The organism is Pseudoroseomonas sp. WGS1072 (assembly GCF_049340465.1).
GTDB lineage: Bacteria > Pseudomonadota > Alphaproteobacteria > Acetobacterales > Acetobacteraceae > Pseudoroseomonas.
In genome coordinates this window covers 2498548-2525354 of record NZ_JBMPSU010000001.1, presented here as the reverse complement: position 1 = coordinate 2525354, position 26807 = coordinate 2498548, and the positions used below count along the sequence as shown (strand labels likewise).

Annotated in this window: 22 protein-coding genes; 8 read left to right on the top strand and 14 right to left on the bottom strand. The window is 73.6% G+C overall.

Annotated elements, in window-relative coordinates; all coding sequences use genetic code 11:
- Positions 1-559 precede the first annotated feature (559 nt).
- Positions 560-1729, top strand: coding sequence for an N-acetylmuramoyl-L-alanine amidase (locus ACF3NH_RS11965; protein WP_422923046.1), 1170 nt, complete (start codon positions 560-562; stop codon positions 1727-1729).
- Between the two features lie 19 nt (positions 1730-1748).
- On the opposite strand, the gene secA is transcribed toward ACF3NH_RS11965, so the two are convergent.
- Together secA and ACF3NH_RS11955 are read right to left on the bottom strand one after the other, a co-directional pair.
- On the bottom strand, positions 1749-4505 hold the full coding sequence (secA, locus tag ACF3NH_RS11960) for a preprotein translocase subunit SecA (protein ID WP_422923044.1): 2757 nt from the start codon (positions 4503-4505) through the stop codon (positions 1749-1751).
- 264 nt (positions 4506-4769) lie between these two features.
- The gene (locus ACF3NH_RS11955) at positions 4770-5774 is read right to left on the bottom strand and encodes an ATP-grasp domain-containing protein (RefSeq protein WP_422923042.1); all 1005 of its coding nucleotides are present in this window, start codon (positions 5772-5774) and stop codon (positions 4770-4772) included.
- On the opposite strand from ACF3NH_RS11955, the gene ACF3NH_RS11950 reads away from it, so the two are divergent.
- From ACF3NH_RS11950 to argJ, 3 genes are all read left to right on the top strand, one after another.
- Entirely contained in the window at positions 5751-5978 is a 228-nt protein-coding gene (locus ACF3NH_RS11950; RefSeq protein WP_422923040.1) for a hypothetical protein, read from the top strand. The two genes, ACF3NH_RS11955 and ACF3NH_RS11950, sit on opposite strands and share 24 nt — an antisense overlap.
- Positions 5978-6937 carry a peptidylprolyl isomerase gene (locus ACF3NH_RS11945; RefSeq protein WP_422923038.1) on the top strand — a complete coding sequence of 320 codons (960 nt, stop codon included), beginning with the start codon at positions 5978-5980 and terminating at the stop codon, positions 6935-6937. Before ACF3NH_RS11950 ends, ACF3NH_RS11945 begins: the two co-directional genes overlap by 1 nt.
- Before the next feature lie 131 nt (positions 6938-7068).
- Positions 7069-8304, top strand: a complete 1236-nt coding sequence (gene argJ, locus ACF3NH_RS11940; RefSeq protein WP_422923036.1) for a bifunctional glutamate N-acetyltransferase/amino-acid acetyltransferase ArgJ — start codon at positions 7069-7071, stop codon at positions 8302-8304.
- Between the two features lie 43 nt (positions 8305-8347).
- Here argJ and ACF3NH_RS11935 read toward each other — a convergent pair whose 3' ends face one another.
- Positions 8348-9121 carry an SDR family oxidoreductase gene (locus tag ACF3NH_RS11935; RefSeq protein WP_422923034.1) on the bottom strand — a complete coding sequence of 258 codons (774 nt, stop codon included), beginning with the start codon at positions 9119-9121 and terminating at the stop codon, positions 8348-8350.
- A gap of 116 nt (positions 9122-9237) precedes the next feature.
- Here ACF3NH_RS11935 and ACF3NH_RS11930 point away from each other — a divergent pair, with 116 nt between their 5' ends.
- Entirely contained in the window at positions 9238-10158 is a 921-nt protein-coding gene (locus ACF3NH_RS11930; RefSeq protein WP_422923032.1) for a LysR family transcriptional regulator, read from the top strand.
- A 36-nt stretch (positions 10159-10194) separates the two neighbouring features.
- Here the strand turns inward: ACF3NH_RS11930 and ACF3NH_RS11925 are convergent, their stop codons facing one another.
- From ACF3NH_RS11925 to ACF3NH_RS11905, 5 genes are all read right to left on the bottom strand, one after another.
- Positions 10195-10938, bottom strand: a complete 744-nt coding sequence (locus ACF3NH_RS11925; protein WP_198366597.1) for an ABC transporter ATP-binding protein — start codon at positions 10936-10938, stop codon at positions 10195-10197.
- A 35-nt stretch (positions 10939-10973) separates the two neighbouring features.
- Positions 10974-12008 (bottom strand): ABC transporter permease, encoded by a 1035-nt coding sequence (locus ACF3NH_RS11920; RefSeq protein WP_198366458.1) that lies wholly within the window; start codon positions 12006-12008, stop codon positions 10974-10976.
- Positions 12008-13087, bottom strand: coding sequence for an ABC transporter substrate-binding protein (locus ACF3NH_RS11915; RefSeq protein WP_198366457.1), 1080 nt, complete (start codon positions 13085-13087; stop codon positions 12008-12010). Before ACF3NH_RS11915 ends, ACF3NH_RS11920 begins: the two co-directional genes overlap by 1 nt.
- Positions 13088-13272: 185 nt before the next feature.
- Positions 13273-15270: a DUF6212 domain-containing protein gene (locus ACF3NH_RS11910; RefSeq protein ID WP_422923029.1), complete on the bottom strand. Its 1998-nt coding sequence runs from the start codon at positions 15268-15270 to the stop codon at positions 13273-13275.
- Positions 15267-17924 carry a glycosyltransferase gene (locus ACF3NH_RS11905; RefSeq protein WP_422923027.1) on the bottom strand — a complete coding sequence of 886 codons (2658 nt, stop codon included), beginning with the start codon at positions 17922-17924 and terminating at the stop codon, positions 15267-15269. Before ACF3NH_RS11905 ends, ACF3NH_RS11910 begins: the two co-directional genes overlap by 4 nt.
- A gap of 134 nt (positions 17925-18058) precedes the next feature.
- Here ACF3NH_RS11905 and ACF3NH_RS11900 point away from each other — a divergent pair, with 134 nt between their 5' ends.
- Positions 18059-19270, top strand: coding sequence for a glycosyltransferase (locus ACF3NH_RS11900; RefSeq protein WP_422923025.1), 1212 nt, complete (start codon positions 18059-18061; stop codon positions 19268-19270).
- 45 nt (positions 19271-19315) lie between these two features.
- Here ACF3NH_RS11900 and ACF3NH_RS11895 read toward each other — a convergent pair whose 3' ends face one another.
- From ACF3NH_RS11895 to ACF3NH_RS11880, 4 genes are all read right to left on the bottom strand, one after another.
- Positions 19316-20272, bottom strand: a complete 957-nt coding sequence (locus ACF3NH_RS11895) for an acetyl-CoA carboxylase carboxyltransferase subunit alpha (protein ID WP_198366452.1) — start codon at positions 20270-20272, stop codon at positions 19316-19318.
- A gap of 124 nt (positions 20273-20396) precedes the next feature.
- A complete protein-coding gene (locus ACF3NH_RS11890; RefSeq protein WP_198366450.1) occupies positions 20397-20792 on the bottom strand; it encodes a GFA family protein in 396 nt (131 codons plus the stop codon).
- Between the two features lie 37 nt (positions 20793-20829).
- Positions 20830-21720, bottom strand: coding sequence for a site-specific tyrosine recombinase XerD (locus tag ACF3NH_RS11885; RefSeq protein ID WP_422923022.1), 891 nt, complete (start codon positions 21718-21720; stop codon positions 20830-20832).
- A gap of 143 nt (positions 21721-21863) precedes the next feature.
- A complete protein-coding gene (locus tag ACF3NH_RS11880) occupies positions 21864-22010 on the bottom strand; it encodes a hypothetical protein (RefSeq protein ID WP_198366448.1) in 147 nt (48 codons plus the stop codon).
- A gap of 35 nt (positions 22011-22045) precedes the next feature.
- Here ACF3NH_RS11880 and aroB point away from each other — a divergent pair, with 35 nt between their 5' ends.
- Complete coding sequence (gene aroB / locus ACF3NH_RS11875; RefSeq protein ID WP_422923020.1) at positions 22046-23794, top strand: 3-dehydroquinate synthase; 1749 nt, start codon at positions 22046-22048, stop codon at positions 23792-23794.
- 55 nt (positions 23795-23849) lie between these two features.
- Here the strand turns inward: aroB and ACF3NH_RS11870 are convergent, their stop codons facing one another.
- Positions 23850-24281 (bottom strand): organic hydroperoxide resistance protein, encoded by a 432-nt coding sequence (locus tag ACF3NH_RS11870; RefSeq protein WP_198366446.1) that lies wholly within the window; start codon positions 24279-24281, stop codon positions 23850-23852.
- 249 nt (positions 24282-24530) lie between these two features.
- On the opposite strand from ACF3NH_RS11870, the gene ACF3NH_RS11865 reads away from it, so the two are divergent.
- A complete protein-coding gene (locus ACF3NH_RS11865) occupies positions 24531-25091 on the top strand; it encodes a DUF2889 domain-containing protein (RefSeq protein WP_198366445.1) in 561 nt (186 codons plus the stop codon).
- Positions 25092-25101: 10 nt separating this feature from the next.
- Here the strand turns inward: ACF3NH_RS11865 and ACF3NH_RS11860 are convergent, their stop codons facing one another.
- Positions 25102-26793 carry a tetratricopeptide repeat protein gene (locus ACF3NH_RS11860; RefSeq protein ID WP_422923017.1) on the bottom strand — a complete coding sequence of 564 codons (1692 nt, stop codon included), beginning with the start codon at positions 26791-26793 and terminating at the stop codon, positions 25102-25104.
- Positions 26794-26807 lie beyond the last annotated feature (14 nt).

The following is a 26807-nucleotide window of genomic DNA, read 5'->3' as shown; positions in this document are numbered from 1 at the left end:
GGCCCCGGGACCGCGCCCCTGGATCGCGCGACGCGATACCCTTCGGCACGAACGGGCCAGCGGCTGGCGGGTCCAGGACAGCCGGCCATCGGCCGCGCCACCCTTCCACGCCATTGGATTCCGCGCCGGTGGAGTGGACAGCGGGATGCCGGCGCGCTGAAAGGCCGGAACCCCGCAACACGGGGGCAGCCTCCTGCCGGATCCTTCGCGCCGCGCCGGTTTCGGCCCCGCCGGATGAGGCGGGAGCGGAAAAAGGCCGGGCGGCCGCGCCCGGAACCTCCACCGGCGGCGTCTGCCGCCGGGGCAAGGCACCATAGGCCCCCCCCTCGCCTTCCACAAGGCATTGCAAGGCTCAGATGTTACATGAAGTAATGCCGTGATCCCGCGAGACTGCCGTGTTAGAGGCGGGGCGATCCTGCCGGCGGCCTCTCGCCCTGGCGGCGCGTGGCGGCTTTTCCGGCCAGACCGCGCCCGGCGCGAGGCAGGACAGCATGGCGGTGGATCGGGGGGCGATCCCGGCATGTGGCGGCGGCGGGGCCTGGATTGGGGGAACCATGCCATGACCTTCTTGAGCGGCCGACGGGATCTGCTGGGCCTGGCGCTCGGCCTCGTCGGCCTTCCCGGCCTGGCCATCGCGGCGGTGACCGAGGCGCGGCTGGAAAGCGCGGGACGCGGGCGCGCTCGCCTGACCGTCAGCGCCAACACCGCGACCGCCTGGAAGCTGACCGCCACGGCGCGGCCGGCGCGTCTCATCCTCTCGCTTCCCGGCAGCACCTGGCGCGCGCCCGCGCGGCTGCGCGGCAGCGGGCCGGTGGACGCCGCCCGCTGGGACAGCGCCGGCCGGCGGCTGCTGATCGACCTCACGGGCCCGGTCTCGGTCTCCCGCAGCGCGAGCGGCAGCCGGCTGGTGATCGACATCGCCCCGGGCACCCAGACCAGCCATGCCCTGCTCGTGCGCAATGGCGGCGGCCAGGGAACCATCGGCGGGGCCGGCGGCGGAACCGGCGGCGGCCGTGGGACAACGACGGCATCGGGCCTGCCGCTGATCGTGCTGGACCCGGGCCATGGCGGCAAGGACCCCGGCACCATCGGCGTCGCCGGCACCTATGAGAAGCGCATCACCCTCGCCGCCGCCCAGGAGTTGAAGAAGCAGCTCGAGGCAAGCGGGCGCTGCCGGGTGGCGATGACCCGCTCGCGCGATGTCTTCGTGCCGCTGGATGGGCGCGTGGAATTCGCCCGCAAGCGCGAGGCGGCGCTGTTCATCTCGCTGCACGCCGATTCCGCGCCCGGCGCGCGGGGCGCCAGCGTCTACACCCTGTCCGACCGCGCCTCGGACGGGCTCTCGGCCCGGCTGGCGCAGAGCCAGAACGCCGCCGACGCCGCCGGGGGGCTGCGCCTGCCCCCGGTCTCACCCGAGATCGAGCGCATCCTCTATTCGCTGGTGCGGCAGGAGACCAAGATCGGCTCCGCGCGCATGGCGCGCTTCGCGGTCGAAGGTCTGGGCCGCTCCGTCACGCTGCTGCCCAACACCCATCGCCAGGCTTCCTTCGCCGTGCTCAAGGCGCCGGAGGTGCCGAGCATCCTGGTCGAGATGGGCTTCCTGAGCGACCGGCGCGACGAGGCGGCGCTGAACCGGCCGGCTCACCGCAGGCAGCTGGCCGTCGCGCTGTCGGGCGCGGTGCAGGGCTGGCTGGCCCAGCACCACGCCGGGCTTGTCAGCACCGGCTAGGTGGCGGGCGCCGGCCGTCTCAGCCGGCGCGGCCGTGGCAGTGCTTGTATTTCCGGCCCGAACCGCAGGGGCAGGCCGCGTTGCGCGGCGTGCGATACCATGTGGCGGGATCCTGCGGATCGACGCCCTCCGGCGCGCGCGACGGGGCGGGCGCGAAGGCGGCACCCGCGGGCGCATGCTCCCAGCCGGCCGCGCCACCGGCCGCACCGGCCACCTCCAGCCCCGCCATGTCCGGCTCGGGGTGGCGCATGTCGGTCACCATCACCGGCTCCGGCATCGGCGGCGGCGCGTTCGGCGCCAGCTCGATGCGCAGGAGCAGCGAGGTCACCCGCTCACGCAGGTCCTGCAGCATGCTGGTGAAGAGATTGAAGGCCTCGCTCTTGTACTCGTTCAGCGGATCGCGCTGGCCATAGGCGCGCAGCCCGATTCCCTGGCGCAGGTGGTCGAGGTTGAGCAGGTGCTCCTTCCAGACCGCGTCGAAGACCTGCAGCAGCACGCTCTTCTCGACCATCCGCATCAGGTCCGGGCCGATGTTGGCGGCGCGCGCCGCGGCAGCCTGGTCGGTCGCCTGCTCCAGCCGCTCCCGCACCGCGACCTCGTCGATGCCCTCCTCGCGGCCCCATTCCTCCACCGGCAGGTCGAGGCCGAGCTGCTCGCGCACCTGCGCCTGCAGGCCGGCCAGATCCCACTGCTCGGGATAGGCATTCTCCGGGATGGCGCGGGCGACCATGGCGGCGACGGTCTCGCGCCGCATCTCCTCCACCGTCTCCGACACGTCCTGCGCCTGCATGAAGGCGCGCCGCTGGGCATAGACCTCCTTGCGCTGGTCGTTCATGACGTCGTCGTATTTCAGCAGGTTCTTGCGCGTGTCGAAGTTGCGCGCCTCGACCTTCTTCTGCGCCTTCTCCAGCGCCCGGTTGATCCAGGGATGGATGATGGCCTCGCCTTCCTTGAGGCCGAGCTTCTGCAGCATGCCGCCCATGCGGTCGCTGCCGAAGATCCGCATCAGGTCGTCTTCCAGACTGAGGAAGAAGCGGCTGGCGCCCGGATCGCCCTGGCGGCCGGAGCGGCCGCGGAGCTGGTTGTCGATGCGCCGCGATTCATGCCGCTCGGTGCCGATGACGAAGAGGCCGCCGGCCTGCTTCACCGTCTGCTCGTCCTGCCGGACCTCGGCGCGGAAGCGCTCCAGCGCCGCCTCGTACTCCGGCCCCTCGTGCACGCCGCCGAGGCTCTGCTGCGCCAGCATCTCGGCATTGCCGCCGAGCTTGATGTCGGTGCCGCGCCCGGCCATGTTCGTCGCGATGGTGACGGCGCCCGGCCGGCCGGCCTGGGCGATGATGCCGGCCTCCTGCTCGTGGTAGCGCGCGTTCAGCACCTTGTGCGGCACGCCCTCCTTCTTCAGCAGCTCGCTGATCAGCTCGGACTTCTCGATCGAGGTGGTGCCGACCAGCACCGGCTGGCGGCGCGCCTGCGCCTCCTTCACCAGCGCGGCGACGGCGGCGTACTTCTCGCCGGCCGAGCGGTAGACCTCGTCATCGCCATCCTGGCGGATGACGGGCACGTTGGTCGGGATCTCGACCACCTCGAGCTTGTAGATCTCGGCGAACTCATCGGCCTCGGTCGCCGCCGTGCCGGTCATGCCGGACAGCTTCGGATAGAGGCGGAAGTAGTTCTGGAAGGTGATCGAGGCGAGCGTCTGGTTCTCCGGCTGGACCTCAACGCCCTCCTTCGCCTCCAGCGCCTGGTGCAGGCCCTCGGAGTAGCGGCGGCCCTCCATCATGCGGCCGGTGAACTCATCGATGATGATGAGCTTGCCCTCGCGGTTGACGATGTAGTCCACGTCGCGGGCGAAGAGCACATGGGCGCGCAGGCTCTGGTTGACGTGATGCACCAGCGTCACGTTCTGGAAGTCGTAGAGATTGCCCTCGGTCAGCAGCCCGGCCTGGGTCAGCATCTCCTCGACCCGCGCCGTGCCCGCCTCGGTCAGGTTGGCCGCGCGCTGCTTCTCGTCCTTGTCATAGGTCTCCTTGTCCTTGACCAGCTCGCGCACCACCGCGTCGACATTGCGGTAGAGGTCCGAGCTGTCCTCGGCGGGACCGGAGATGATCAGCGGCGTGCGCGCCTCATCGACCAGGATGCTGTCCACCTCGTCGACGATGGCGTAGTTGAAGTCGCGCTGGACCATGTCCTCCAGCCGGTACTTCATGTTGTCGCGCAGGTAGTCGAAGCCGAACTCGTTGTTGGTGCCGTAGGTGATGTCGCAGGCATAGGCCGCGCGCCGCTCCTCGTCGGTCAGCCCATGGACAATGACACCGCAGGACAGGCCGAGGAAATTGTAGAGCCGGCCCATATGCTCGGAATCGCGCGTGGCCAGGTAGTCGTTCACCGTGACGACATGCACGCCCTTGCCGGCCAGCGCGTTCAGATAGACCGCCAGCGTCGCCACCAGGGTCTTGCCCTCGCCGGTCTTCATCTCGGCGATGCGGCCGGAATGCAGCACCATGCCGCCGATCATCTGCACGTCGAAATGCCGCATGCCGAGCACGCGCTTCGAGGCCTCGCGCGCCGTGGCGAAGGCCTCCGGCAGCAGGTCGTCCAGGCCCTCGCCCGCGGCCAGGCGCTGCTTCAGCTTCGGCGTCTGGGCCTGCAGCGCCTCGTCCGAGAGCGCGGCGAGCTGAGGCTCGAAGGCCGTGATGGCGGGCAGCCGGGCGCTGAACTGCTTCAGCATGCGGTCGTTGGCTGAGCCGAAGACGGCGCGGGCGAGGCGGGCGAACATGGGGCTGCGAAAATCTCCGAGGGCCGCCCTTGCCCCCGCCCGGCCCGCCGGTGGCGGGCGGCCGAGGGCGCGCCGGGGTCTGTCCGGAAGGCGGGACCGGACCCATGGCGGGCAACAGGCTGCTTTGGGGTGAACAGATAGGCGGCGACCGGACCAGGGTCAACGAAAGGAGGAATGACAGCCCGGAAAGTCATCCTCGCACGGGAGGGGGCGCCGCCCCTGGTGCCCCCTCCCCTGGTGCCCCTCTCCCCTGGCGCGCCGGCCTCAGGCCGCGGCGGGCAGGCCGCGGCGCAACTCGGCGGCCAGATAGGCGGCGAGCGCGCCCGGGCCGGAGCCCGGCGTACCGGCCAGGCCGGCCGCCTGTTCGGCCGCCTCGTTGTAGTTGGTGTTGGTGTTCACGTCGTAGACCAGGGTGCGGCCGGCCGGGTCGCGGATGAACTCGATGCCGGCGACGTCCACCCCCGCCTGGGCCAGGAAGCCCTCCAGCCGCGCCCGGAGCGGCGCCTCGATGCCGTCCCGCAGCACGGTGAAGCGCGGCGCCGCCAAGGCCGGCACAGTGGCCGGCGCGGCGGCGGGCGCCTCGCCGGCGGGGCAAAAGGCCTCGCCCACGGCGCAGACATCCGCCGGGCAGAGTTCGAAGCCCGCCGTGGTGTCGACCTCCACCGCATAGACGAAGCGGCCGCCGACGAATTCGGCCCGGGTGATCACCGGGCGGGCGGCGCGCACATAGTCCTGCAGCAACCAGAGGCCGTCCACCGGCGCCTCGTCGGACGGCGCGGTGTCGAGATGGGCGGCCAGCGCCTCCACCGAGGGGAAGAGCCGCACGCCCAGCCCCTTGCCACCGCGGTTCGGCTTCAGGATCAGCGGGCCGGGCGCGAAGTGGCGGCGGGCGGCGGCGACGAGTGCCTCCGGCGCGTCGTGCACCAGGACGGTGCGCGGCACCTCGAGGCCGGCCATCTCCAGCGCCGCGTATTGCCGCGCCTTGCTGATCTCGAGGTCGAGCGCGCGGGGCCCGTTCACCACCCGCCGGCCGTATCGCGTCAGCCAGGCCAGCACCGCCGCGGTCAGCTCGGCCGAGTAGCGATGGCCGCGCGTGTGGGAGGAGGCGCTCATGCGGTTGTAGTAGACCCCCTCGGGCGGCGGGGCGGAGAGGTCGAAGCTGCCGCGCGAGAGGTCCATCTCGGCCCAGGGGAGACCGGCGCGGTCGAAGGCGGCGGCCAGCGGCGGCAGCCAGGCGGGGTTCTCATGGATGACATGGATCTTGGACATGCCCAGGCTCCGATCGTGATTCTCGGGATTAACGAATTGATTTCGCAAATACAGGGGAATGCCGTCCGCTTCAAGCGGATCACGCCGCGGAACCCGGTCCCGCCCTGGCCTCCTGGCCATTCCGGGCGCAACAAGGCCGCGATTGTGGCGGCGGCGCGCTTCCGGCATCTTGAAGCCTCTCTTCGCGAAGGCACATGCGGTTGATGCGTTTGACCCGACTGACCCGACCTCTTCTCCTGCTTCCCTTCCTGCTCAGCCCCGCCCTGGCCCAGGCTCCGGCGAGCCCGCCGCCCGGCGCCCCCACGCCGCAGCCGCCCTCGCCCCAGTCCACGGCCCCGGGCTCCACCCTCCCGGCCGAGGGCAATCCGGTCGTCGCCCGCGTCGATGGCGAGGAGCTTCACCTGGCCGATGTCCAGGCCGCCATCGCCGAGCTGCCGGAGCAGCTGCGGGGCGCGCCGGGTCCGATGCTCTTTCCCCTGGTGGTCGATCAGCTGATCGCGCAGAAGGCCCTCGTCGCCGCCGCCCGGGCGCAGAAGCTCGACCAGGAGCCGGCCGTGCAGCGCGCCATCCGCCGGGCCGAGGAGGAGCAGTTGCAGCAGGCCCTGCTGCGGCGCGAGATCGCCCCGGCCCTGACGCCCGAGGCGCTGCGCGAGCGCTACCAGAAGGAGATCGCCTCCAAGCCGGGCGAGGAGGAGGTGCATGCCCGCCACATCCTCGTCAGCTCCGAGGAGGAGGCGCGCAAGCTGCTGGCCGAGCTGCGCAAGCCCAACGCCGATTTCGCCGCCGTGGCGAAGAAGTTCTCGAGCGACCGCAGCGGCCAGGAAGGCGGCGACCTCGGCTTCTTCAAGAAGAGCGACATGGTGCCGGAATTCGCCAATGCCGCCTTCGCGCTGAAGAAGGGCGAGACGAGCCGGGAGCCGGTGCGCAGCGCCTTCGGCTGGCACATCATCAAGCTCGAGGATCGCCGCACCGCCGCGGTGCCGAGCTTCGAGGAGAGCGCCGAGACGCTGCGCCAGGCGGCTTTCGAGGAAGCGGTGAACGAGGCGGTGGAGCGCGTGCAGGCCGCCGCCACGATCGAGCGCTTCAACATGGACGGTTCGCCCCGCGCGCCGCAGCCGGCGCCTTCCCTGCTGGACGGCGCCGCGCCGCCGCCGAGGAAGTAGGGCGGGCATCGCGGAGGCCCTCCGGACGGGGCGCGATGGGGCCGGGCGCGGGAAATCACCGCGCCCGGCCTTTTTCATTGGCCAAAGCCAGGGTAACGCTGCCGCGCGCATTGATGAGGACGGACGCGCCCATGGCCAAGGATCTCCCCGTTTCCCCCCTCGCGGTCCCGCTGCCGCCCCTGCCGCCCATCGCCGGGGTCCGGCTGGGCGTGGCGGCCGCCGGCATCCGCTACCAGGGCCGCAACGACCTCACCCTGATGGAGTTCGCGCCCGGCACCACGGTGGCCGGCGTCTTCACGCGCAACAAGTGCCCCGGCGCGCCGGTGGACTGGTGCCGCGCGGCGCTGAAGAGCGGCAAGGCGCGGGCGCTGGTGGTCAATGCTGGCAATGCCAATGTCTTCACCGGCCAGGCGGGGCGCGACGCGGTGCAGGCCAGCGCCGAGGCGGCCGCGGCGCTCGCCGGCTGCAAGCCGCGGGAGGTGTTCCTGGCCTCCACCGGCGTGATCGGCGAGACGCTGCCGCATGCGAAGCTGACCGCCGCCCTGCCCGCCCTGCACGCGGCCCTGTCGGAGGATGCCTGGGCCGACGCCGCGCGCGGCATCATGACCACGGACACCTTCCCCAAGGGCAGCGTCCGCAAGGCTATGATCGGCGGGGCCGAGGTCACCATCGCCGGCATCGCCAAGGGCAGCGGCATGGTGGCGCCCGACATGGCGACGATGCTCTGCTTCATCGCGACCGACGCGAAGATCCCGGCCGCCGCGTTGCAGGCGGTGCTGAGGAAGGGCGTGGACGCCAGCTTCAACCGCACCACGGTCGATTCCGACACCTCGACCAGCGACACGGTGCTGGTCTTCGCCACCGGCCAGGCGAAGCACCCGCGCGTGCCGGCGGAAGGCGGTGCTGTGCTGAAGGATTTCGCCCGCGTCCTGCACGAGCTGCTGCTCGATCTGGCGCTGCAGGTGGTGCGCGACGGCGAGGGCGCGCAGAAGTTCATCCGCATCGACGTGACCGGCGCGACCACCGCGCGCTCGGCGCAGCGCATCGCCATGGCCATCGCCAATTCCCCGCTGGTCAAGACCGCCATCGCCGGCGAGGACGCCAACTGGGGCCGCATCGTCATGGCCGTGGGCAAGGCCGGCGAGCCGGCCGACCGCGACCGGCTGTCGGTGGCCGTCGGCGGCACCTGGATGGCGCGGGAGGGCGGCGTGGTGCCGGGCTATGACGAGGCGCCCGTCGTCGCCCACATGAAGGGGCGCGAGATCGAGATCGCCGTCGATCTCGGCCTCGGCCGCGGCAAGGCCACCGCCTGGACCTGTGACCTGACGCACGGCTACATCGACATCAACGGCTCCTACCGCTCCTGAGCGGCGGGGCGCGCGGTGGGCGCGGCCGCGCGCCACAGCCGCCTTACTTGGTCGTGTAGCCGCCGTTCACCAGGATGGTCTGGCCGGTCATCCACCAGCCTTCCGAGACCAGGAAGCGGATGAAGGGGACGATGTCCTCGATATCGGTCAGGCCGGTCCGGGAGAAGCGCGACAGGGCCGCCGCCGTGCGGTGATAGGCCACGGCGTCCTCGCCCTCGGCCGGGTAGAAGAAGGGCGTGTCCATCGGGCCGGGGCCGATGGCGGTGACGGAGATGCCCCGCTCGCCGAATTCCTTCGCGGCCGCGCGGGTGAAATGCTCCACCGGCGCCTTGGTGCCGGCATAGCTGGCGTAGAAGGGCGTGAAGGCGCCGAGCAGCGAGGTGACGACCGTGACCACCTTGCCCTGGTCGCGCAGGTTCCGCCCCGCCTCCTGGAGGAAGAAGAAGGCGGCCTTGGCGTTCACGGCGCTCATCTCGTCGTACTCGGCCTCGGTGATCTCGACGATCGGCTTCTTCAGCACCTTGCCGACCGTGTTGATGGCGATGTCCGGCGCGCCGAAGGCCTCCCGGGCGGCGTCGAAGAGGGCCTTCATGCCGCCGGCCGTCGTCAGGTCGCCCTTGAAGGCCGCCGCCTGGGCCCCGGCCGCCTTCACCGCCGCCAGCGTGGCCTCGGCCTCCGCCCGCGAGGCGGTGCTGTTGTAATGGATGAACACCGCCTTCGCGCCCCGCGCGGCGAGATCGCGGGCGACGAGGCCGCCCAGATTCTTCGCCCCGCCCGCGATGAGGATGGTCTTATCCCGGATTTCATGATCGGCCATGGTGCCTGCTCCTCGTCTTTCCCGATGACCGGAACAGGCTAAGATCCGAGGACGACGCATAAAGCCGCGAGTTCTGCCAGAACCTGTCAGCCAGGGCGAACAATCAGGCCAGGCCCATGGACCGTATCGAGCTCTACCGCATCTTCGCCAAGGTCGTGGACTGCGCCAGCTTCACCCGCGCGGCCGACATGCTGGGCCTGCCGCGCTCCTCGGTCTCGGCGGCGGTGCAGGAGCTCGAGGGCCGGCTGGGGACACGGCTGCTGAACAGGACCACGCGGAAGGTGGCGCCCACCAGCGACGGGGCGGCCTTCCACCTGCGCTGCCTCCGTCTGATCGCCGATGTGGAGGAGGCCGAGGGGCTGTTCCGCCAGACGGCCACGAGCCTCGCCGGCACGCTGCGGGTCGATGTGCCGGGCCGCGTCGGCCGCCTGATCGTGGCGCCGGCCCTGCCCGACTTCCTGGAACGCCACCCGGGCCTGCAGATCGAACTCGGCGTCACGGACCGTGCGGTGAACCTCGTCGAGGACAGCCTGGATTGCGCGCTGCGCGTCGGGCCTCTGGCGGAATCCAGCCTGATCGCGCGCCCGCTCGGCGCCCTGCCGCTGATCAATGTGGCCAGCCCCGCCTACCTCGCCCGGCATGGCACGCCGCGCGGCCCGGAGGAGCTCGGCGCGCACTGGGCGGTGAACTACATCTCGCCCACCAGCGGCCGGACCGAGCCCTGGGAATGGCAGGAGGGAGGGCGCCTGCGCGATTGTCCGATGCGAAGCCGCGTCGCCGTCAACAGCGCCGAGGCCTACATTGCCTGCTGCCTGGCGGGGCTCGGCATGATCCAGATCCCCGCCTATGACGTCCGGGCGGAACTCGGAAGCGGTGCCCTGACCGAGATCCTGCCGGAGCACCGCGCCGCGCCGATGCCTCTGACCCTGCTCTATCCGCACCGCCGGCACCTGTCGCGCCGCGTGCAGGCCTTCGCCGGCTGGCTCGCCGGGCTGATGCAGCGGGAGGCGCTGCTCGAAGCGGGCGGCGGCGCCTGATGCCCCGCCGCCCGCGTCGTCGCGCCCCGGGCCCTCTCAGTCCGCGAGCCCGAGCAGCCCCAGCGCCTCGCGCCGCAACGCGACCAGATGCGGGTCGTCGCGGTGGCGCGGATAGGGCCGGTCCACCACCAGCTCGGCGGTGATCCGCGCCGGGCGGGGCGAGAAGACGATGACCCGCTGCGCCAGGACCAGCGCCTCCTCCACGTCATGCGTCACCAGCAGCGCGGTCAGGCCGCTGCGCTGCCAGAGCCGCACCAGCTCGGCCTGCATCGACAGCCGCGTCAGGCTGTCGAGCTTGCCCAGCGGCTCGTCCAGCAGCAGCAGGCGCGGATCGTTCACCAGGGCGCGGGCCAGCGCCACGCGCTGCGACATGCCGCCCGAGAGCTGGTGCGGATAGGCGGTCTCGAAGCCGGTCAGCCCGACCAGGTCGATCGCCTCCTGGATGCGGTGGCCGTGGCTGCGCAGCAGGCCGCGCGCCTCCAGCCCGAGCGCGACATTCGCCCGCACCGTGCGCCAGGGGTAGAGCGTCGGGTCCTGGAAGACCAGCACGCGGGAGGGGTCGGGCGCGGTGATCGGCGCGCCATCGCCCAGCACCCGCCCGGCCACCGGCGCGTCGAGCCCGGCCAGCAGCCGCAGCAGGGTGGACTTGCCGCAGCCCGAGGGGCCAAGCAGTGCGACGAACTCGCCCGGCCGCACCGTGAGGCTGACATCGTCCAGCACCGGCAGCGGCCGGCCCTCCAGTTGGAAGGCCTGGCTGGCGCCCTCGATCTCCAGCGCCATGCCGGCGGCGGAAAGCTCCTGCCGCGAGGTCGCGCCTACCACCGCACCGTCCCCTTCTGCCAGGCGAGCAGGCGGTCGCGCGACTTGAACAGCAGCGTCGTCAGCCCGGAGCACATCAGCGCCATGACGATCAGCGCCGCGTACATGTTGCCATAGGCGGCCCAACCCTGGGCCCATTGCAGGTACCAGCCGAGCCCGGCCTTGACCCCCAGCATCTCGGCCACCACCAGCACGGAGAAGGAGGCGCCGAGGCCCATGAAGAGGCCGACGAAGACCTGCGGCAGGGCCGCCGGCACCGCCACCTTCAGCACCAGGAAGGCCTGGCTGGCGCCGAGCGTCCGGGCGATGTCGTAATAGGCCTTGTTGACGCCGGCGACGCCGGACCAGGTCAGCACCGTGACCGGGAACCAGGCGGCCAGGGCGACGAGGAAGGTGCTGGCGCTGCCGCTCGACGGGAAGACGAAGAAGGCGACCGGCAGCCAGGCGGTGGCCGGGAGGGGGCCGATCAGCCGCAGCACCGGATGCACCCAGTAGCCGATGGCGCGCGACCAGCCGAGCGCCACCCCCGCGACGAAGCCCGCCGCGGCGCCGAGGGCATAGCCGGTGGCGAGCAGCCAGAGCGAGCGCAGCACGCTCTCGCCGAGCCGCGGCCAGTCCTCCAGATAGACCTCCAGCAGCCCCTGCGGCGAAGCGAAGAAGGGCAGCGGCAGCAGGGCGAACTTGGCGGTCAGCAGCTCCCAGCCGATGAGGCCGAGGCCAAGCACGGCGAGCCAGGGCCCGAGCGGACGCAGGCGCTCGCCCGCCCGGCCGGACCAGGCCGCCGCCAGCCCGGCCAGCAGCAGCAGCCCGCCCAGCAGTGCCGCCAACAGCGCCAGCTCCTGGGTGCGGCCGACCTCGATCCGATCCTCCGGCAGGGCGATCACCGCCGCCGCCGCCAGCCAGACCAGCCCGGCCGCGAGGCCACCGAGCCACAGGCCGGGACGCGCCGCGCCCCGCGCCGTGGCGAGATCCCCGGATGCATCCCTGGCGGCATCCCCTCGGGATCTCAGGGCAACTCCCGAGGCGCTCATCACACGCTCAGCACGTCGGCGGTGACGCGCTCGGCGAAGCGCTTCGGATCGGTGCGCGGGCGCATGACGCCGACCTCCTTCAGTTCGCTGGCGTAGAACTCGATCTCGCGCCGGATGTCGCCGCCGACCGGGCTGTGCCCATGGGTGTGGGTCTGGAGGATGGCCAGGAGGTCGTCGCGATTGACGCGGCCGGGGGCGTATTCGAGGAAGGCCTCGACCGCCAGCTCGGGCCGTTCGGCGGTCAGGTGCTGCGCCTCGATCAGCGCCCGGGTCAGGGCGGCGGCCGTCTGCGGCTCCTCCTTCACCAGCCCGCCCGAGACGCCCAGGATGCAGCAGGCCTTGTCGGCCCAGACGCCGCTCAGATTGGTCGCCACCTCGACCAGGTTGTTGTCGCGCCGCAATGTCCAGGCCACCGGGTCGCCCAGCGTGTAGGCGTCGGCCTCGCGCCGCTGCAGCGCCAGGCCGAAGACATGCGCCGGGAAGACGCGCCAGGTCACGTCCTTCTCCGGGTCGATGCCGGCGCGCTTCAGCACCATGGCGAAGAAGTTCTTGTCGGCCGCCGCCATGTCGGTCACGGCGATGGTCTTGCCGCGCAGCGAGTCGAGGTCGGTGGTGATGCCGGCCGCGGGGTCGCCCACCAGCCGCATGCAGCCGCCATGGGTGCCGGCGGTGATCTTGACGTCGAAGCCCATCTCCAGCGGCTTCAGCCAGCGCAGCGCCATGCCGACGCCGGCATCAGCCTTGCGCGTGGCGATGGCCTCCAGCAGTGCCTCGGTCGAGCCGCCGAAATTGATCAGCTCCACCTCCAGCCCGTGCCGGGCCAGGATGCCGTGCTTGCGCGCCACCTCGATCGGTGAGGTGCAGATGGAGGTGGCGTTCCAGGCGATGGTCAGCTTGCGCGTCGCGCCGCCCGCGCCGGCCGCGGGCAGGGGCGTGAGGCAGCGGGAGCGCGCCAGCATCGCCTCGAAGGCGCGGCGGTCGGCGCCCATGGGCGCGAAGCCGGCCAGTGGCAGGGCGAGGCCGGCGGTGCCGAGGGCGGCCAGCACCCCGCGGCGCGGCAGGCTCGGAGCTTGCGGCATATCCAGTCTCCCATCATGAATCACGATTCAGAATCGCGATAAGGACGGGATATTCAGAATTTAACTATTCATATGAGTCAATGTGATTTTGTAACAGCACAAAATTCCGGGGAAATATCGTGCTCTGCAGCCGTTTCCTTCCCTTTTTTGCGATCGCCACAGGGAGATTCCACTCCGGCACCCGCTCAGGCCGGCAAGGCATCCGGCAACGTCGCCAGGAAGCGGCCGCCGGCCTCCCGCCAGAGCCCGGCTTCCGCCCCGAGCCCGGCCTGCCGCGCCGCCTCGTCGGCGATGAGCGGCAGCAGGTCCAGCAGCACGGCGAGCAGGGCCGCGTCGCGCGGATGCGACAAGGCCCCCGCCAGCCGCCCGACCTCCGCCGGCCGCAGCCGCATCACCGGGCCGAACCGGTCGCTCTCCCGCCCTGGCCATTCGATGAAGGCCTCCGGCCAGTCCCGGGCGCGGCGGAACTCCAGCAGGGGGGTGTCGTTGTTCCGCGCCAGCTTGAAGCGCAGGCCCGGCCAGTGCTGCCCGCCGCCCGCCAGATCGCGGAGGCCGATGTCGAGATGCTCGTAGCCCGGGCGGCCCCGCAGGTGCTGGTGCAGCTCCACCGCTCCCACCACCGGCACGCCGGCCTCGGCGAGCGGCTCCGGCGCGCGCTCCGCCTCGGCCCGTGCCCGCGTGGCGAGCAGGCGCTCCGGCGCCCGGCCCGGCAGCAGGCTCAGGGCGCTCAGCTCGACCTGGAGATCGCCGCCCTCGGCGCCGCGCAGCAGGATCAGCGCCTGCGCCTGCCAGCCAAGGCCGAGCGGCAGCGTCATGGTCAGGCTGCCGGCGGCCAGATCGCGCCAGCCGGAGAAGCAGCCCAGCGCCAGGGCGGCCGCCGGCCCGCGCACCACCGCGTCCCGGTCCAGCAGGCAGAGGCCGATCCCGGCCCCCTCCGCCTCGCCCAGGCGCAGCGACCAGTCGAGGCGCAGCACGTCATGCCCGGCGAGCGTCAGGCGCGGCAGCAGCAGCGCCGCCTCCTCCGCGCCGCGCAGCCGGGCGGACAGGCGCGGCGCCTCGCCGCCGAGGTCGACCCTCCCCCATTGCCCCGCCACCCGCCGCGCCGCATGCCAGGTCCCGGGCGCGATGGCCTGCGGCACGCCCTCCAGCGGCAGGCTGGCCCCCGCCTCGTCCCAGTTCCAGTGTTCCGGCACGATGAAGCGCTCGCCCGGCCCGGCGGTCCAGAGGCGCAGGGCAAGGGCGCGCGCCTCCGGCTCGGCGGCGGGTGGCAGGCCGGCGACGGCGCAGGCCAGGTGGGCCGGCACCCAGCCCTCCTCCAGCGACAGCACCAGCCCCGCCGCGAGCCCGCCCTCCGCCACCAGTTCCAGCGCCGCGCTCTCCCGCTCCGGGCCCAGCGGGCAGGGCAGGTCCAGCGTCAGCCAGCCCGGCGCCAGGGCTCCGGCGGGGAGCGTCCAGGCGGCGAAGATCCGGCCGCTCTCCTCGCCGCGCAGCCGCAGCCGCATGGCTCCGGCCGGCTCCGAAGCCGTTTCCCCGCCCTCTCCTCCGGGCAGCGCGGCGAGATGCAGCGCCAGGGCGGCGATCCCCTGCAGGCGCAGGCCGAGCGGCTGGCGCAGCGCCAGGCGCGCCTCCCCCGCGGGGCGCCGCAGGCGCCCGGGCCCCGGTTCCAGCGCCAGGGCGAGGCTCAGCGGCGATGGTGGACGATGGCCAAGGCGGCGCGACAGCGCGGCCACCACCTCGCGCGTCTCCTCATAGTCCCGCCGGGTCTGCACCAGGCTGCGCTCGAGCGCGACGGCGCGGGCCTGCGCGCCTTGCAGCGCGTCCAGCAACCGCGCCGCCACCGCCGCCCCGGCCGCGGCGGCATCCGCCGCCTCGATCAGCGGCGGCGGCAGGCCGGCGGCCGCCTGCCACCAGGCGGCCAGCGCCGCCGCGGCCGCGGCCTTCTCCGGCAGGATCACCGCCAGCGCGCCGGCCGGCGGCAGGGCCAGGGCCTCCCAGCCCTCCTCCTCCGGCCGGGCCTCCTCCGGCACCAGGCGAAAGGCGTCGCCCGCCGCCACCAGCCGCCACAGCGCCAGGCCGGGCCGCCGCAGGGACTGCCAACCGGGCAGCGTCTCCGCCACCAGGATGGCCGGCGCGCCGGACATCAGCGCCGGCAGGTCCGCGGCGCGGGCCAGCAGGCCGCTCATGCCGCCGGCCCCGGCGGGATTTCCAGCGGGAGTTCCAGCGGGAGTTCGAGCCGCGCCAGCCATTCCGCCATGTTCCTTTCCCAGTTCGCCGCCGAGACGCGGGCCGCGGCCGCCTCGCCCACCGCGCGGCGCAGCGCCGGCGCCGCCGCCAGACGCTCGAGCAGGGCCACCGCATCCTCCACCACCGCCGCCTCGCCCCGGTCCGTCCGGAGCAGGAAGCCGTCCCGGCCGTCCTCGATGATCTCGGGCACGGCGCCGACATCGGTGGCGACGACGACGCAGCCGAAGCGCTGCGCCTCCAGCACCGTCAGCGGCACGCCCTCGAAGCGCGAGGGCAGCAGCACGACGTCGGCCCAGGCATAGAGGGCATCCAGCCCCGCCGCGTCCATGGCGGGCGGCTCCACGGCGATGCCGGTCTGCCCGAGGTCCAGGGCCGAATCGCCCAGCACCGCCTGCCCGGCGAGGCGCCAGGCGAAGCGCGGCCCGCGCGTCCGCAGGATGATGTCGCGCAGCCGCTCAAGCCCCTTCTGCGCGTCCAGCCGGCCGAGGTAGAGCAGCCGCAGCGGCGCCTCCGCCGGCCGCGCCGCGCGGGCCGCCATGGCCTCCGCCGGGCGGCCCGGCACAGGCTCGTAGGACGGCGCGTTGAGCACGCGGACGATCTTCCCCGCCGGCACCGCCTGGCCGACGCACCAGTCGCGCAGCTGGTCCGAGATGACCACAACGCCGTCATAGGCGCCCTCATAGGCCAGGGCGATGTGCGGGTTGCCGAGCGGCTGGCCGAAGGGGCCGCGCTCCACCAGATGCAGGCCGAGCCAGGTGCGCACCCCCTGGCCGCGCAGCGCCTGCATCAGCCCATGCCCGCCCAGCGCATGGGTGTTCACCACCACATCCATCCCGGCCAGCAGGCCGACGGCGTCGCGCGTGTCCTTCCATAGCGCGAAGCCCGAGACGCAGGCGCCAAGATGCAGCCGATCGTAGTCGCCGCCCTCGATGCTCTCGCCGGGAAAGAAGTTCAGGCTCTCGAAGACGGCGGCGTGCCCCGGCATCGGCTGGATGCGGCGCGCCCCGGTGATGAAGAGATGCGGCCGCCAGCCGCGCCGCCGCAGCACGGCGGCATAGTTGAACACCACCTTCTCGACACCGCCGAAGGCGAAGAGCGGCAGCAGGAAGGCGATGTCCCGGCCATCCTCCGGCGCCAGATAGGGCAGCGGCGGGCCGCAGCCCGCCAGTTCCGGATAGGCCTCCAGCGCCTGCGCGCGCGGCCGCCGCCATTCGGCGCGCCAGTCCGCCGGCATCGCCGAGCGGCGGCGGACGAGGTCGCGCAGGCCGGCGGCGGCGGCGCGCAGCAGCGGCAGGGCCGGCGGCGGCGCCTCTCCACCTCCCGTCACCGGTTCCGGCAGCCCGACGCGGAAGCCGGCCATCCCCGCCGGGGCCGCCTCCAGGGCGCGCTCCAGCCCGTCCGGCTCGGGATCGAGCGCCCAGTCCTCCAGCAGCCGGCTGCGCGCGAAGAGCAGCGGCGCCGCCTCGGCCCCCGGCGCGGCGGCGGCCAGGGCCAGACCTCCGTCCGGCTCGGCCTCCAGGCTCACCGTCACCAGCGCGGCCTCGCGCAGCGCCAGCATCGCATGGTGAAAGACCGTGCGGAGCAGGCCCGCCTCCGCCAGCCGCGCCAGCGTGCCGGCCTCGGCGAAGACGCAGACGGGCGGCGCGTGCACGGCCTGCGGGCTGCGGAAGCTCTCCGCCAGACGGGCATGCGCCCTCGGCCAGTCCAGCCGCTCGGCCGGCTCCGCCGCCGGATCGAGCAGGAAGGCGACCGCCTCCTCCCCGGCGAGGTGCAGGGCGAAACGCGGCGCCTCGGCCGCCTCCAGCCGGAGGAGCGCGCGCGCCCGCTGCGCCGCGCCATAGCGCCCGCGCATGGTGGCGAGCAGGGCGGCCCGGCGCCGCTCGGAGCCGGCCAGCATGCTCTCGGCGCGCTTGCGGTAGAGGAAGCCGGCCCGCGGCAGGTGCCGGCCCCGGAAGCCCCGATGGCTCGCACGCAGCCAGAAGTCCCAGTCCTCGAAGCCGTCGCGCATCGTCTCGTCATAGCGCAGCCCGGCCTCGAAGACGGCGCGGCGGATCAGGCTGCCGGCCTCGCAGTGGTTCTCCAGCTGATGCAGCAGGGCGCTGTAGGCGCCCCGCGCCGAATAGTTCTCGGCGAAGCCGAAGAAGTCGAAGTCCGGATAGACCCAGCCCACCTCCGCCGGGCTCTCCTCCAGCAGCGCCAGGGCGCGGGCCAGGAAATCCGGGTGCAGCCGGTTGTCGGCGTCGAGCGGATAGAGGGCGCGGCAGCCCGGCCAGGCGCGCAGCACGAAGTCGATGCCGGTGTTGCGCGCGGCGCTGAGCCCGCCATTGGCGCGGCGCAGGTAGAAGATCCGGTCCGGGTGGCGCCGGGCGAAGGCCAGGCCGGTCTCGCGCGTCTGCGCGAAGGGGCAGCCATCATCCACCACCACGGCGGCCAGACGCGGCGCCCCGCCCCCGGGCGCGCGCTGCGACAGCACAGCCTCCAGCGCCTCCGCCAGGAAGCCGGGCTGGCGATGGGCCGGGATGACGATGCCGATCTCGATCCCGCCGGGGCGGCTGTCCTGCGGCGCCGGCCATGATCCGGCTGCGATGTCCATGCGGCACGTCTCTCCGATCCGCTGCGGCTCGCTTCCGACACTCGATTGTCGGGATGGCGATGATCGCTACCATGAAGAATGGTAAAGAGAAACTCCACAACCTTCGCACAGGCCGCGCCGGAGCGCCTCGAGGCATGCCCGAACCCGTCCCGCCGACCCCCGACGCCGCGCTGCCGCCGGCCCGCCGGCTGCGCCGCGCGCTGATGCTCCTGCCGAGCCGCGGCTTCGGCGGCACCGAGCGGCACAGCCTGGCCCTGATGGCGGCCCTGATGGAGGCGGGCTGCGCCGTCGCCTGCGCCGCCGCCCCGGAGCTTCATCCGGCGCTGCTGGCCGCCTGGCCGGGGCGGGAACCGCCGGACCTGCGCCCTGCCGACCTCGCCTGGCATCCCGGCCGCACGGCGGAAAGCCACGCCGCCCAGCACCACGCCACGCGGGCGCTGCTCGCCGACGGGACGCCGGATGTCGCCATCCTGCCGCTGCCCTGGCCGGAGGCCGGGCTCGGCTGCCTGCGGGCCCTGGCCGAGACCGGGCAGCCCAGCCTCGCCATCGGCCATCTGGCGCCTCGGCAACGCGCCTTCCTGCCGCTGGACGATGCCGGCCAGCGCGACGCGGCGCGGCTGGTCGGCGGCTGGGTGGCGGTGTCCGCGCCGGTGCGCGCGGGGCTGGCTTGGCGCTTCGCCCTCCCGGAGGCGACCATCGCCCTGGTGCCGAACGGCGCCCGGCCGCCCGCCGGCGGCGACCGCGCCGGGCGGCGGGCCAGGGTGCGGCAGGATCTCGGCCTGGCGCCGGGCACCCGCCTCGCGCTCTTCCTGGGCCGGCTCGATCCCGCCAAGGGCGCCGATCTGCTACCGGACATCGCCCGGCGCCTGGCGGCCGGCCCGCCGGCGGTGCTCGCCGTGGCCGGCGCCGGGGCGCCACCGACACTGGAGGCCGCCCTCCGGCGGGCCGCCCGTGGCGACAACCCCCCGCTGCGGCTGCTCGGCTTCCGCCAGGATGCCGGCGCGCTGCTGGAGGCGGCGGATGCGCTGCTGCTGCCCTCGCGGCTGGAGGGCTATCCCCTCGCCTTCCTCGAGGCGGCGCTGCGGCGCTGCCCGGTGGTGGCGAGCGAGGCGGCGCTGGAGGGGCTGGGCGAGGAGGCCGCGGAGGTCGCCTGCCTGGCCCCCACCGGCGACGCGGCGGCCCTGGCCACGGCCCTGGCCACGGTGCTGCGGGGCGGGGCGGAGGTGGCACGGCGGCAGGCGGCGGCCGAGGCCCTGGCGCTGCGGCAGGACGAGGCGGCGATGTGCGCGCGCTACCTCGGCCTGCTGCGCGGGGTGCTGCTCGGCTCCACGGGGGCGGCCCGCTGAATCCGGGCTCGTGACCGCTGGAGAAGGCCGGTGCGGCGGGCCTTCTCAGACGACGCCGTGGCGGCCCATCTCGAGGAACTTCTCGCGCCGCCGCGCCTTCAGCCGCCCGCCATCCAGCGCCAGCAGCGGCTCCAGGCATTCCCACATCCGCGCGCCGAGGGCGGACATCGCCGCCGCCGGGTCGCGGTGCGCGCCGCCCAGCGGCTCGGGCACCACCTGGTCGATCAGCCCGAGGCGGGAGAGGTCCTGGGCGGTCAGCTTCAGCGCATCGGCCGCGGTGCTGGCCTGGGCGGCATCGCGCCACAGGATGCTGGCGCAGCCCTCGGGGCTGATCACCGAATAGATCGAGTGCTCCAGCATCAGCACCCGGTCGGCGGCGGCGAGCGCGATGGCGCCGCCCGAGCCGCCCTCGCCGATGATCGCCGAGACCACCGGCACCGGCGCGTCCAGGCAGGCCTCAATCGAGCGGGCGATGGCCTCGGCCTGGCCGCGCGCCTCGGCCTCGATGCCGGGGAAGGCCCCGGCGGTGTCGACGAAGCTCAGCACCGGCAGGCCGAAGCGCCCGGCCAGCTCGATCAGCCGCCGCGCCTTGCGGTAGCCCTCCGGCCGGGCCATGCCGAAATTGTGCTTCACCCGGCTCTCGGTATCGGTGCCCTTCTCGGTGCCGAGCACCATCACGGCGCGGCCGTGGAAGCGCCCCATGCCGCCCACCACCGCCGCGTCATCGGCGAAGGCGCGATCTCCGGCCAGCGGCACGAAATCCTCGATCAGCGCCGCGACATAGGCCAGCGCCTTGGGCCGGTCGGGGTGGCGGGCGACCTGGGTCTTCTGCCAGGGGGTCAGCTTGGCATAGGTCGCCGAGAGCAGCTTCGCGGCCTTGTCGGACAGCTTGCCGACCTCCTCCGCCACGTCGATGCCGCCGGCATCCGTGGTGCGCCGCAGTTCCTCGATCTTGCCTTCCAGCTCGGCCAGCGGCTTCTCGAAATCCAGAAAATGGCGCATCGCGATCCCGTGTCCAGGCGGCGCCCGGTTCAGCCCCCGGGCGCGGAAGAGGGGGTGGCCTAGCGCAGACGGAACGGCAAGGCCAGGGGGGAGGCCATGCGGGAAGGCCGCGCGCGCGACCGCCTCAGCCTGGATAGCGCTCGAACGCCGGCAGGCCATCGAGCGCGGCCATCCAGGGCAGCCGCTCCGCGACCTGGATCTGCGCCCCCGGCGGCAGGGCCGCGGGATCGTCCAGCGTGCCGGTCTGGATATCTACCAGGCCGGGCAGGTTCTCCTCGTTGGCATAGAACAGGCCGGTGCCGCAGTCCGGGCAGAAGCTGCGGCGGCCCCGCGCGGAGGAGGCATAGACCTTCGGGCTGCCGTGGACGACGAGACTCTCCGCCGGCACCATGGCCCAGCCGACCATCGGCGCGCCGGCATGGCGGCGGCAATCCCCGCAATGACAGAGGGCGTGATGCAGCACCGCCTCCCGCGGCACCGCGTAGCGGATGGCCCGGCAGTGGCAGCGTCCGGTCAGCATGGCCTCGACTCCCTCCTCGGTTGGACCGACGAGCCTGTCACGACGGGCCGGTCGAGGCCAGCGGGTGGTGGGTCTCCACCAGCAGGCGCAGCCGCTCCTCGAGCACCCGGGTGTAGATCTGCGTCGTCGCGATATCGGCGTGGCCGAGCAGCATCTGCAGCGCCCGCAGATCGGCGCCGCCCTCCAGCAGATGCGTGGCGAAGGAATGGCGCAGCACGTGCGGGCTGACGCGGGCGGGATCGAGCCCCGCCGTCAGCGCGGCCTGCTTGGTCAGCAGCACCAGGCTCTGCCGTGTCAGATGGCCGGAGGCGCCGTAGGACGGGAAGAGCCAGCGCCCCGGCCCTCCGCCCTCGCGCAGCGCCAGGACCGCGGCGCGGGCCCGGGCCGAGACCGGCACCAGCCGCTCCTTTCCGCCCTTGCCCCGCACCAGGATCAGCGGGCTCTCCTCGGAGAGGGCGTTGCCCGGCAGGCCGACCAGCTCGCTGGCGCGCAGCCCCGAGGCATAGAGCATCTCCAGGAGCGCGACGGCGAGCGGGCCGCGGCGGCCCGGCAGGCCGGCGGCCGCCTCGAGCAGGGCCGTGACCTCCCCGACCCGCAGCGCCTTCGGCACCGGCTGCGGCTGGCGCGGGCGGTCGAGCAGCTCGGTCGGGTCGTCCGGCCGGACGCCCTCCCGCGCCAGGAAGCGGAAGAACTGCCGCAGCGCCGAGAGCCGCCGCGCGGCGGTGCGCGGCGAGAGGCCGGAATCGGTCAGCCCGGCGAGATAGTCGCGCAGCGGCGCCTCCCCGGCGGCCGCCAGGGCGGTGCCGTGGCGGCGGCGCAGGACACCGGCCGCCTCCTCCAGATCGGCGCGATAGGCGGCGAGGGTGTTGCGCGCCGCCCCCCGCTCGGCGGCCAGCATCTCCAGAAAGGCTTCCAGGTGGCGGTCCATGCGCGGCGCCTCAGCGGGGCCGGCGGCCGGAACGGGCCGGCGGCGCCGGGCGATGGAGGGGTCTCAACGGATCGCGTCCTCCCCGGCCGGTGGACGGCGCCCGGCGCGGGCCGCCGGATACCTGGCTCACCAGGGCGCCTGGCTCACCGCGTGCCGAAGCGCTCGTTGGGCAGGGTGCGCTCGACCGCCTGCGGCGTCACCGCCGGCGGAAAGGCGGCCATCACCAGCAGGCCGCCCAGCAGGGCGACCACGAGGACCAGGACAAGGAGCAGAATCGGACGGCGGAACATGGCAGCCGGGGGTATCCTCGCGCGCGGAGCGTGATGTGCTACCTTCCGCCACCGTGTCACGCAACCTCAGCCTCACCATCGTTCCGCCCGCCGCACCGCCGGCCCCCGGTCCCGCCCCCGCGCCGGCCGCCACCCCGGTCCCCGCCCCGGCCGCCGCGCGCGCCGTGGTGCTGATCGGCATGCCCGGCGCCGGCAAGTCCTCCATCGGCAAGCGCCTGGCGCAGCGCCTGGGCCTGCCCTTCCGTGACGCCGATACCGAGATCGAGGCCGCCGCCGGCCAGCCCATCACCGAGATCTTCGCCCGCTACGGCGAGCCGCATTTCCGCGAGGGCGAGCGCCGCGTCATCAGCCGCCTGCTCGCCGGCCCGCCGGTGGTGCTGGCCACCGGCGGCGGCGCCTATGCCGATGCCGAGACCCGCCGCGCCATCCGCGAGGCCGGCGCCGTCGCCGTCTGGCTGCGCTGCGCCCTGCCGGTGCTGCTGCCGCGCGTCTCCGGCCGGGCGACCCGGCCGATGTTCCTGAACCAGGACCCGGTCGAGGTCCTGCGGCGGCTGATGGCCGCCCGTCATCACCTCTATGCCGAGGCCGATCTGATCGTGGACTGTCTGGACGAGAACCCCGAAGCGACCACCGACCGCGTCCAGGGCGCCCTGGACGGCTTCTCCCCGCCGGCCCGCCTGCCGGTCGGCCTCGGCGCGCGGGGCTATGACGTCGTGGTGGGCGAAGGGCTGCTGGCCCGCGCCGGTGCCCTGCTCGCCCCCGCCTTGCCGGCGCGCCGGCTGGCCATCCTGAGCGATGCCTCCGTCGCCGCGCTGCACCTGCCGGCGCTCCGCGCCGGGCTGGAGGAGGCGGGCATCGAGATCCGCGCCAGCCTCACCGTGCCGCCCGGCGAGGCCAGCAAGGGCCTCGCCACCTACGGCTCGGTCCTGGAGGACATGCTGGCCGCCGGCATCGACCGCGGCACGGCGGTGCTGGCGCTGGGCGGCGGCGTCGTCGGCGACCTGGCGGGCTTCGTCGCCGCCACGGCGCTGCGCGGCCTGCCCTTCGTGCAGGTGCCCACCACCCTGCTGGCCCAGGTCGATTCCTCGGTCGGCGGCAAGACCGGCATCAACCTGCGCGCCGGCAAGAACCTGGCCGGCGCCTTCCACCAGCCGCGCATCGTGCTGGCCGATACCGGCGTGCTCGCCACCCTGCCGCCCCGCGAACTGCGCGCCGGCTATGCCGAGGTGGCCAAGCACGGGCTGCTGCAGGGCCCGCTCTGGACGTGGTGCGAGGCCGAGGGGGCGAAGGCGGTGGCCGGCGATCCCGCCGCGCTGCGCCATGCCGTTATGGAGAGCTGCCGCCTGAAATCCGCCGTGGTCGCCGCCGACGAGCGGGAGGAGAGCGCCGAGGGGGGGCGCGCCCTGCTCAACCTCGGCCATACCTTCGGCCACGCCATCGAGGCCGAGTGCGGCTATGACGGCAGCCTGCTGCATGGGGAAGGCGTCGCCATCGGCCTCGGCCTGGCGGCGCGGCTCTCCGGCCTGCTGGGCCTGTGCGATCCGGACCTGCCGGGGCGGGTCGAGGCGCATCTGCGGGCTGTCGGCCTGCCGGCGCGGCTCGGCGACCTGCCGCGCCGGTTCGCGCTGGAGGCGCTGATGCGCCGGATGCGGAAGGACAAGAAGGTGCGCGACGGCCATCTGCGCTTCGTGCTGCTGCGCGGCCCCGGCGAGGCCCTGACCCAGGAGGGCGTCGATCCGCAGATCGTGGAGGCTCTGCTGCGCGCCGAGGGCGCCCTCGGCTGAGAACCCTTGGGCTGAGGCGCCGCCCCGCGCGGCGGGGCGGTCGCCGTCCGCGGGGTCAGGCGCGGGTCGTCGTCTTGACGTCCACGCTGGCCTTGATGGCGTTGGAATAGGGGCAGATGTCGTGCGTCGTCTCGACGAGCCGGCGCGCCTCTTCCTCCGGCAGGCCGGGCAGATAGACGTCGAGTTCGGCGGTGATGCCGAAGCCGCCCTCCGAGCGCGGGCCGATGCCGATCGTCGCCGTCACCGTCGAACCCTCGGGCAGCTTGATCTTGGTCTGGCCGGAGGCGACGCGCATGGCGCCGAGGAAGCAGGCGGAGTAGCCCAGCGCGAAGAGCTTCTCGGGATTGGCGCCGTCGCCGCCCGGACCGCCAAGCTCCTTGGGCACGGCGAGTTGCAGCGCCATGCTGCCATCGGCCAGGGCGGTCTTGCCGTCGCGGCCGCCGCCGGTCGCCGTGGCGGTGGTCTTGTACTTCGCTTCAACGGGCATGCTCTGCTCCTGCTCTCGAAAGGAAGGACGCGCAGCGGCGCCGCGCGCAGGCTACCGGAGGGAAGGCCGGATGTCGCCAGGCCGCCATCCGCTCCACGGGCTCGCGTTTAACCGGAGGCGGCGTGGAGCGTTGCAGCGCCACCGCTGCTTCTCCTCGGCGCCTCTCCCCTGGCGCCTTTCCCTGACCGCGTGCCCTGTGCCATAGGGAAAGGACCTTCTGTTGCGACGCATCAAAGCCGAGAGCCTGCCATGCCCCTCTCCCCGCCCGCCGCGCGCAAGCCCCTGCATCGCCGCCAGATCGACATGCACGGCTTCGAGCGCGAGGACGGCCTCTTCGATATCGAGGGCCACCTGACCGATACCAAGAGCTTCCCCTTCGACTCGCTGGACCGCCGCGTGGAGCCGGGCGAGGCGCTGCACGGGATGTGGATCCGGCTCACCATCGATGCCGAGATGGTCATCCAGTCCTGCGAGGCGGCGACGGATTTCAGCCCCTACGCCATCTGCCCGCAGGCGGCGCCGAACTTCGCCCGGCTCGCCGGCCTGAGGATCGGGCCGGGCTTCAACCGGGCGGTGCAGGAACGGGTCGGCGGCACGGTGGGCTGCACGCATCTGCGGGAGATGCTGGCGCAGATGGCCACCGTCGCCTTCCAGACCAGCTACGCGCGGCGCCGCGCCGCCCGCCAGGAGGCCGGACGCGACGGCCGCAAGCCGGCGCAGATCGGCACCTGCCTCGCCTATGCGGAGGACAGCCCGGTGGTGGCCCGGCACTGGCCGGCCTATGTGGCGGGGCGGAAGGCGGCGGAATAGACCAGTTGCCTCAAGAGGCCTCGTCACGGCTGAAGAAGGCGGTGACCCAGCGGCGCAGGCGCGAGGGGGTTGGCCCCACCTCCGGCATGGGCGCGGCACTGGGCGGGCCGAGGCGCTTGGCGATGGCCTGGACCTTGGCATCCCGCGGCAGCCGCGCGGCGGCCTCGGCGGCGGTGCGGCGCGCCGCCTCGAGCCGACCGGTCCGCTCCAGCGCCCGAGCCAGGCCGATGGCGGCGGGGCCGCTGTCCGGCGCGCCGGCCAGGGCGTCGCGGAACACCGGCTCGGCCTCCGCCGGCTCGCCGATGAAGAGCAGCAGCTGGCCGAGCCAGAGGAAGGCCTGCGGATCGGTGTTGCCCTCGGCGATCAGCTGGCGCGCCACATGGATCGCCTCCTCGCGGTCGCCCCGGGCCGCCAGGGTGTGGCTCAGGCCCAGCAGGGCCTGCGAATTGTCGCCCGAGCCGTTCGGCCCGGCCTCAGACAGCCCGGCCTGGGACAGCACGGCGCGGAACTGCGCCTCGGCCTCGTCCACCTTGCCGTTGTTGAGCAGCAGATGGCCGAAATGCACCTGCAGCTTGGCATCGCCCGGCGCCTCCTTCACGCCGCGGCGGCAGAGCGTGATGGCTTCCGCCATGCGCCCCTGGGCGCCCAGCACCAGGGAGAGGCCCTGATAGATGTGCCCGACATCGCCGCGCAGCTTCAGCGCGGCGCGGAACGGCGCCTCGGCGGCCTCGGCCTCGCTCATGCCGAGCAGGGCGTGGCCGGCCTGGGCCTGGGAGGCGAAGTCCTCCGGCCGCAGCGCCGCCTGCTGCAGGGCGACATCGCGCGCGGCCTCGCGCCGGCCGGCATCGCGCAGCCGCCGCATCCGCTCGCGCAGCAGCCGGCCCAGATCCTGTTCCGTGACGCCGGGCGGCAGGCCGAGCGCCAGCGCCTTCCGCCACAGCCGGTTGGCCATGGCGACATGGCCGCGGCGGAAGGCGGCATTGCCGGCATGGCGGAACCAGTGCGGGCTGGCATGGCGCCGGGCCCGCAGCAGGCCGGTCAGCCCCTCCAGGTCGGAGGCCAGGAGCCGTTCCAGCACCTGTCGCAGGAAGCCGCTCTCGACCAGCAGCCAGATCGCCGCATGGTCCATGAAAGGGGTCCGCAGCCAGTGGACCCCTGCCTCGTCGCGCAGGCGGGCGGCATGGCGCCGGTCCTCCGGCATGTAGGGATCGGCCAGCAGCACGGCGAAGGCGCCGGCCTCGCCGGGCGCCACCGACATGCCGGCATGCAGCACGGGGTGGTGGAAGCGATGGAAGCGGGCGTCCCACGGCACCTCGCCCGGCGCGATCGAGCTTTGCGGGCAGACCGCCAGGGCATGGCCGGCGCCGACCAGGGCGGCGTACTTCAGCGCCGCGTAGCCGCCCATGCTGTAGCCATAGGTGGCGACCCGGCCGCGCAGGGCGGCGCGCACCGCCGGCGCCGCGGCGGCGACGGAGGCGGCGGGGAACCAGTTCTCCCGCCGCGCCACGAAGCCGATGGTGTTGCAGCCGAGCTTGCCCGCCACCTCCTGGCCCCAGACCTTATCGCCATTGGGGCGGAAGGTGAGATCGGCGAAGGTGACGAGGGTGAGCGCCGCCGCGGCCTCTCCGGCGCCGGGCCGGTGGATCACCACCAGGTGCTCGTCCTCGTACAGCGTGGTGTTGGCGAGGGTGGCCTGGGACATGGCCGGACCGGGCG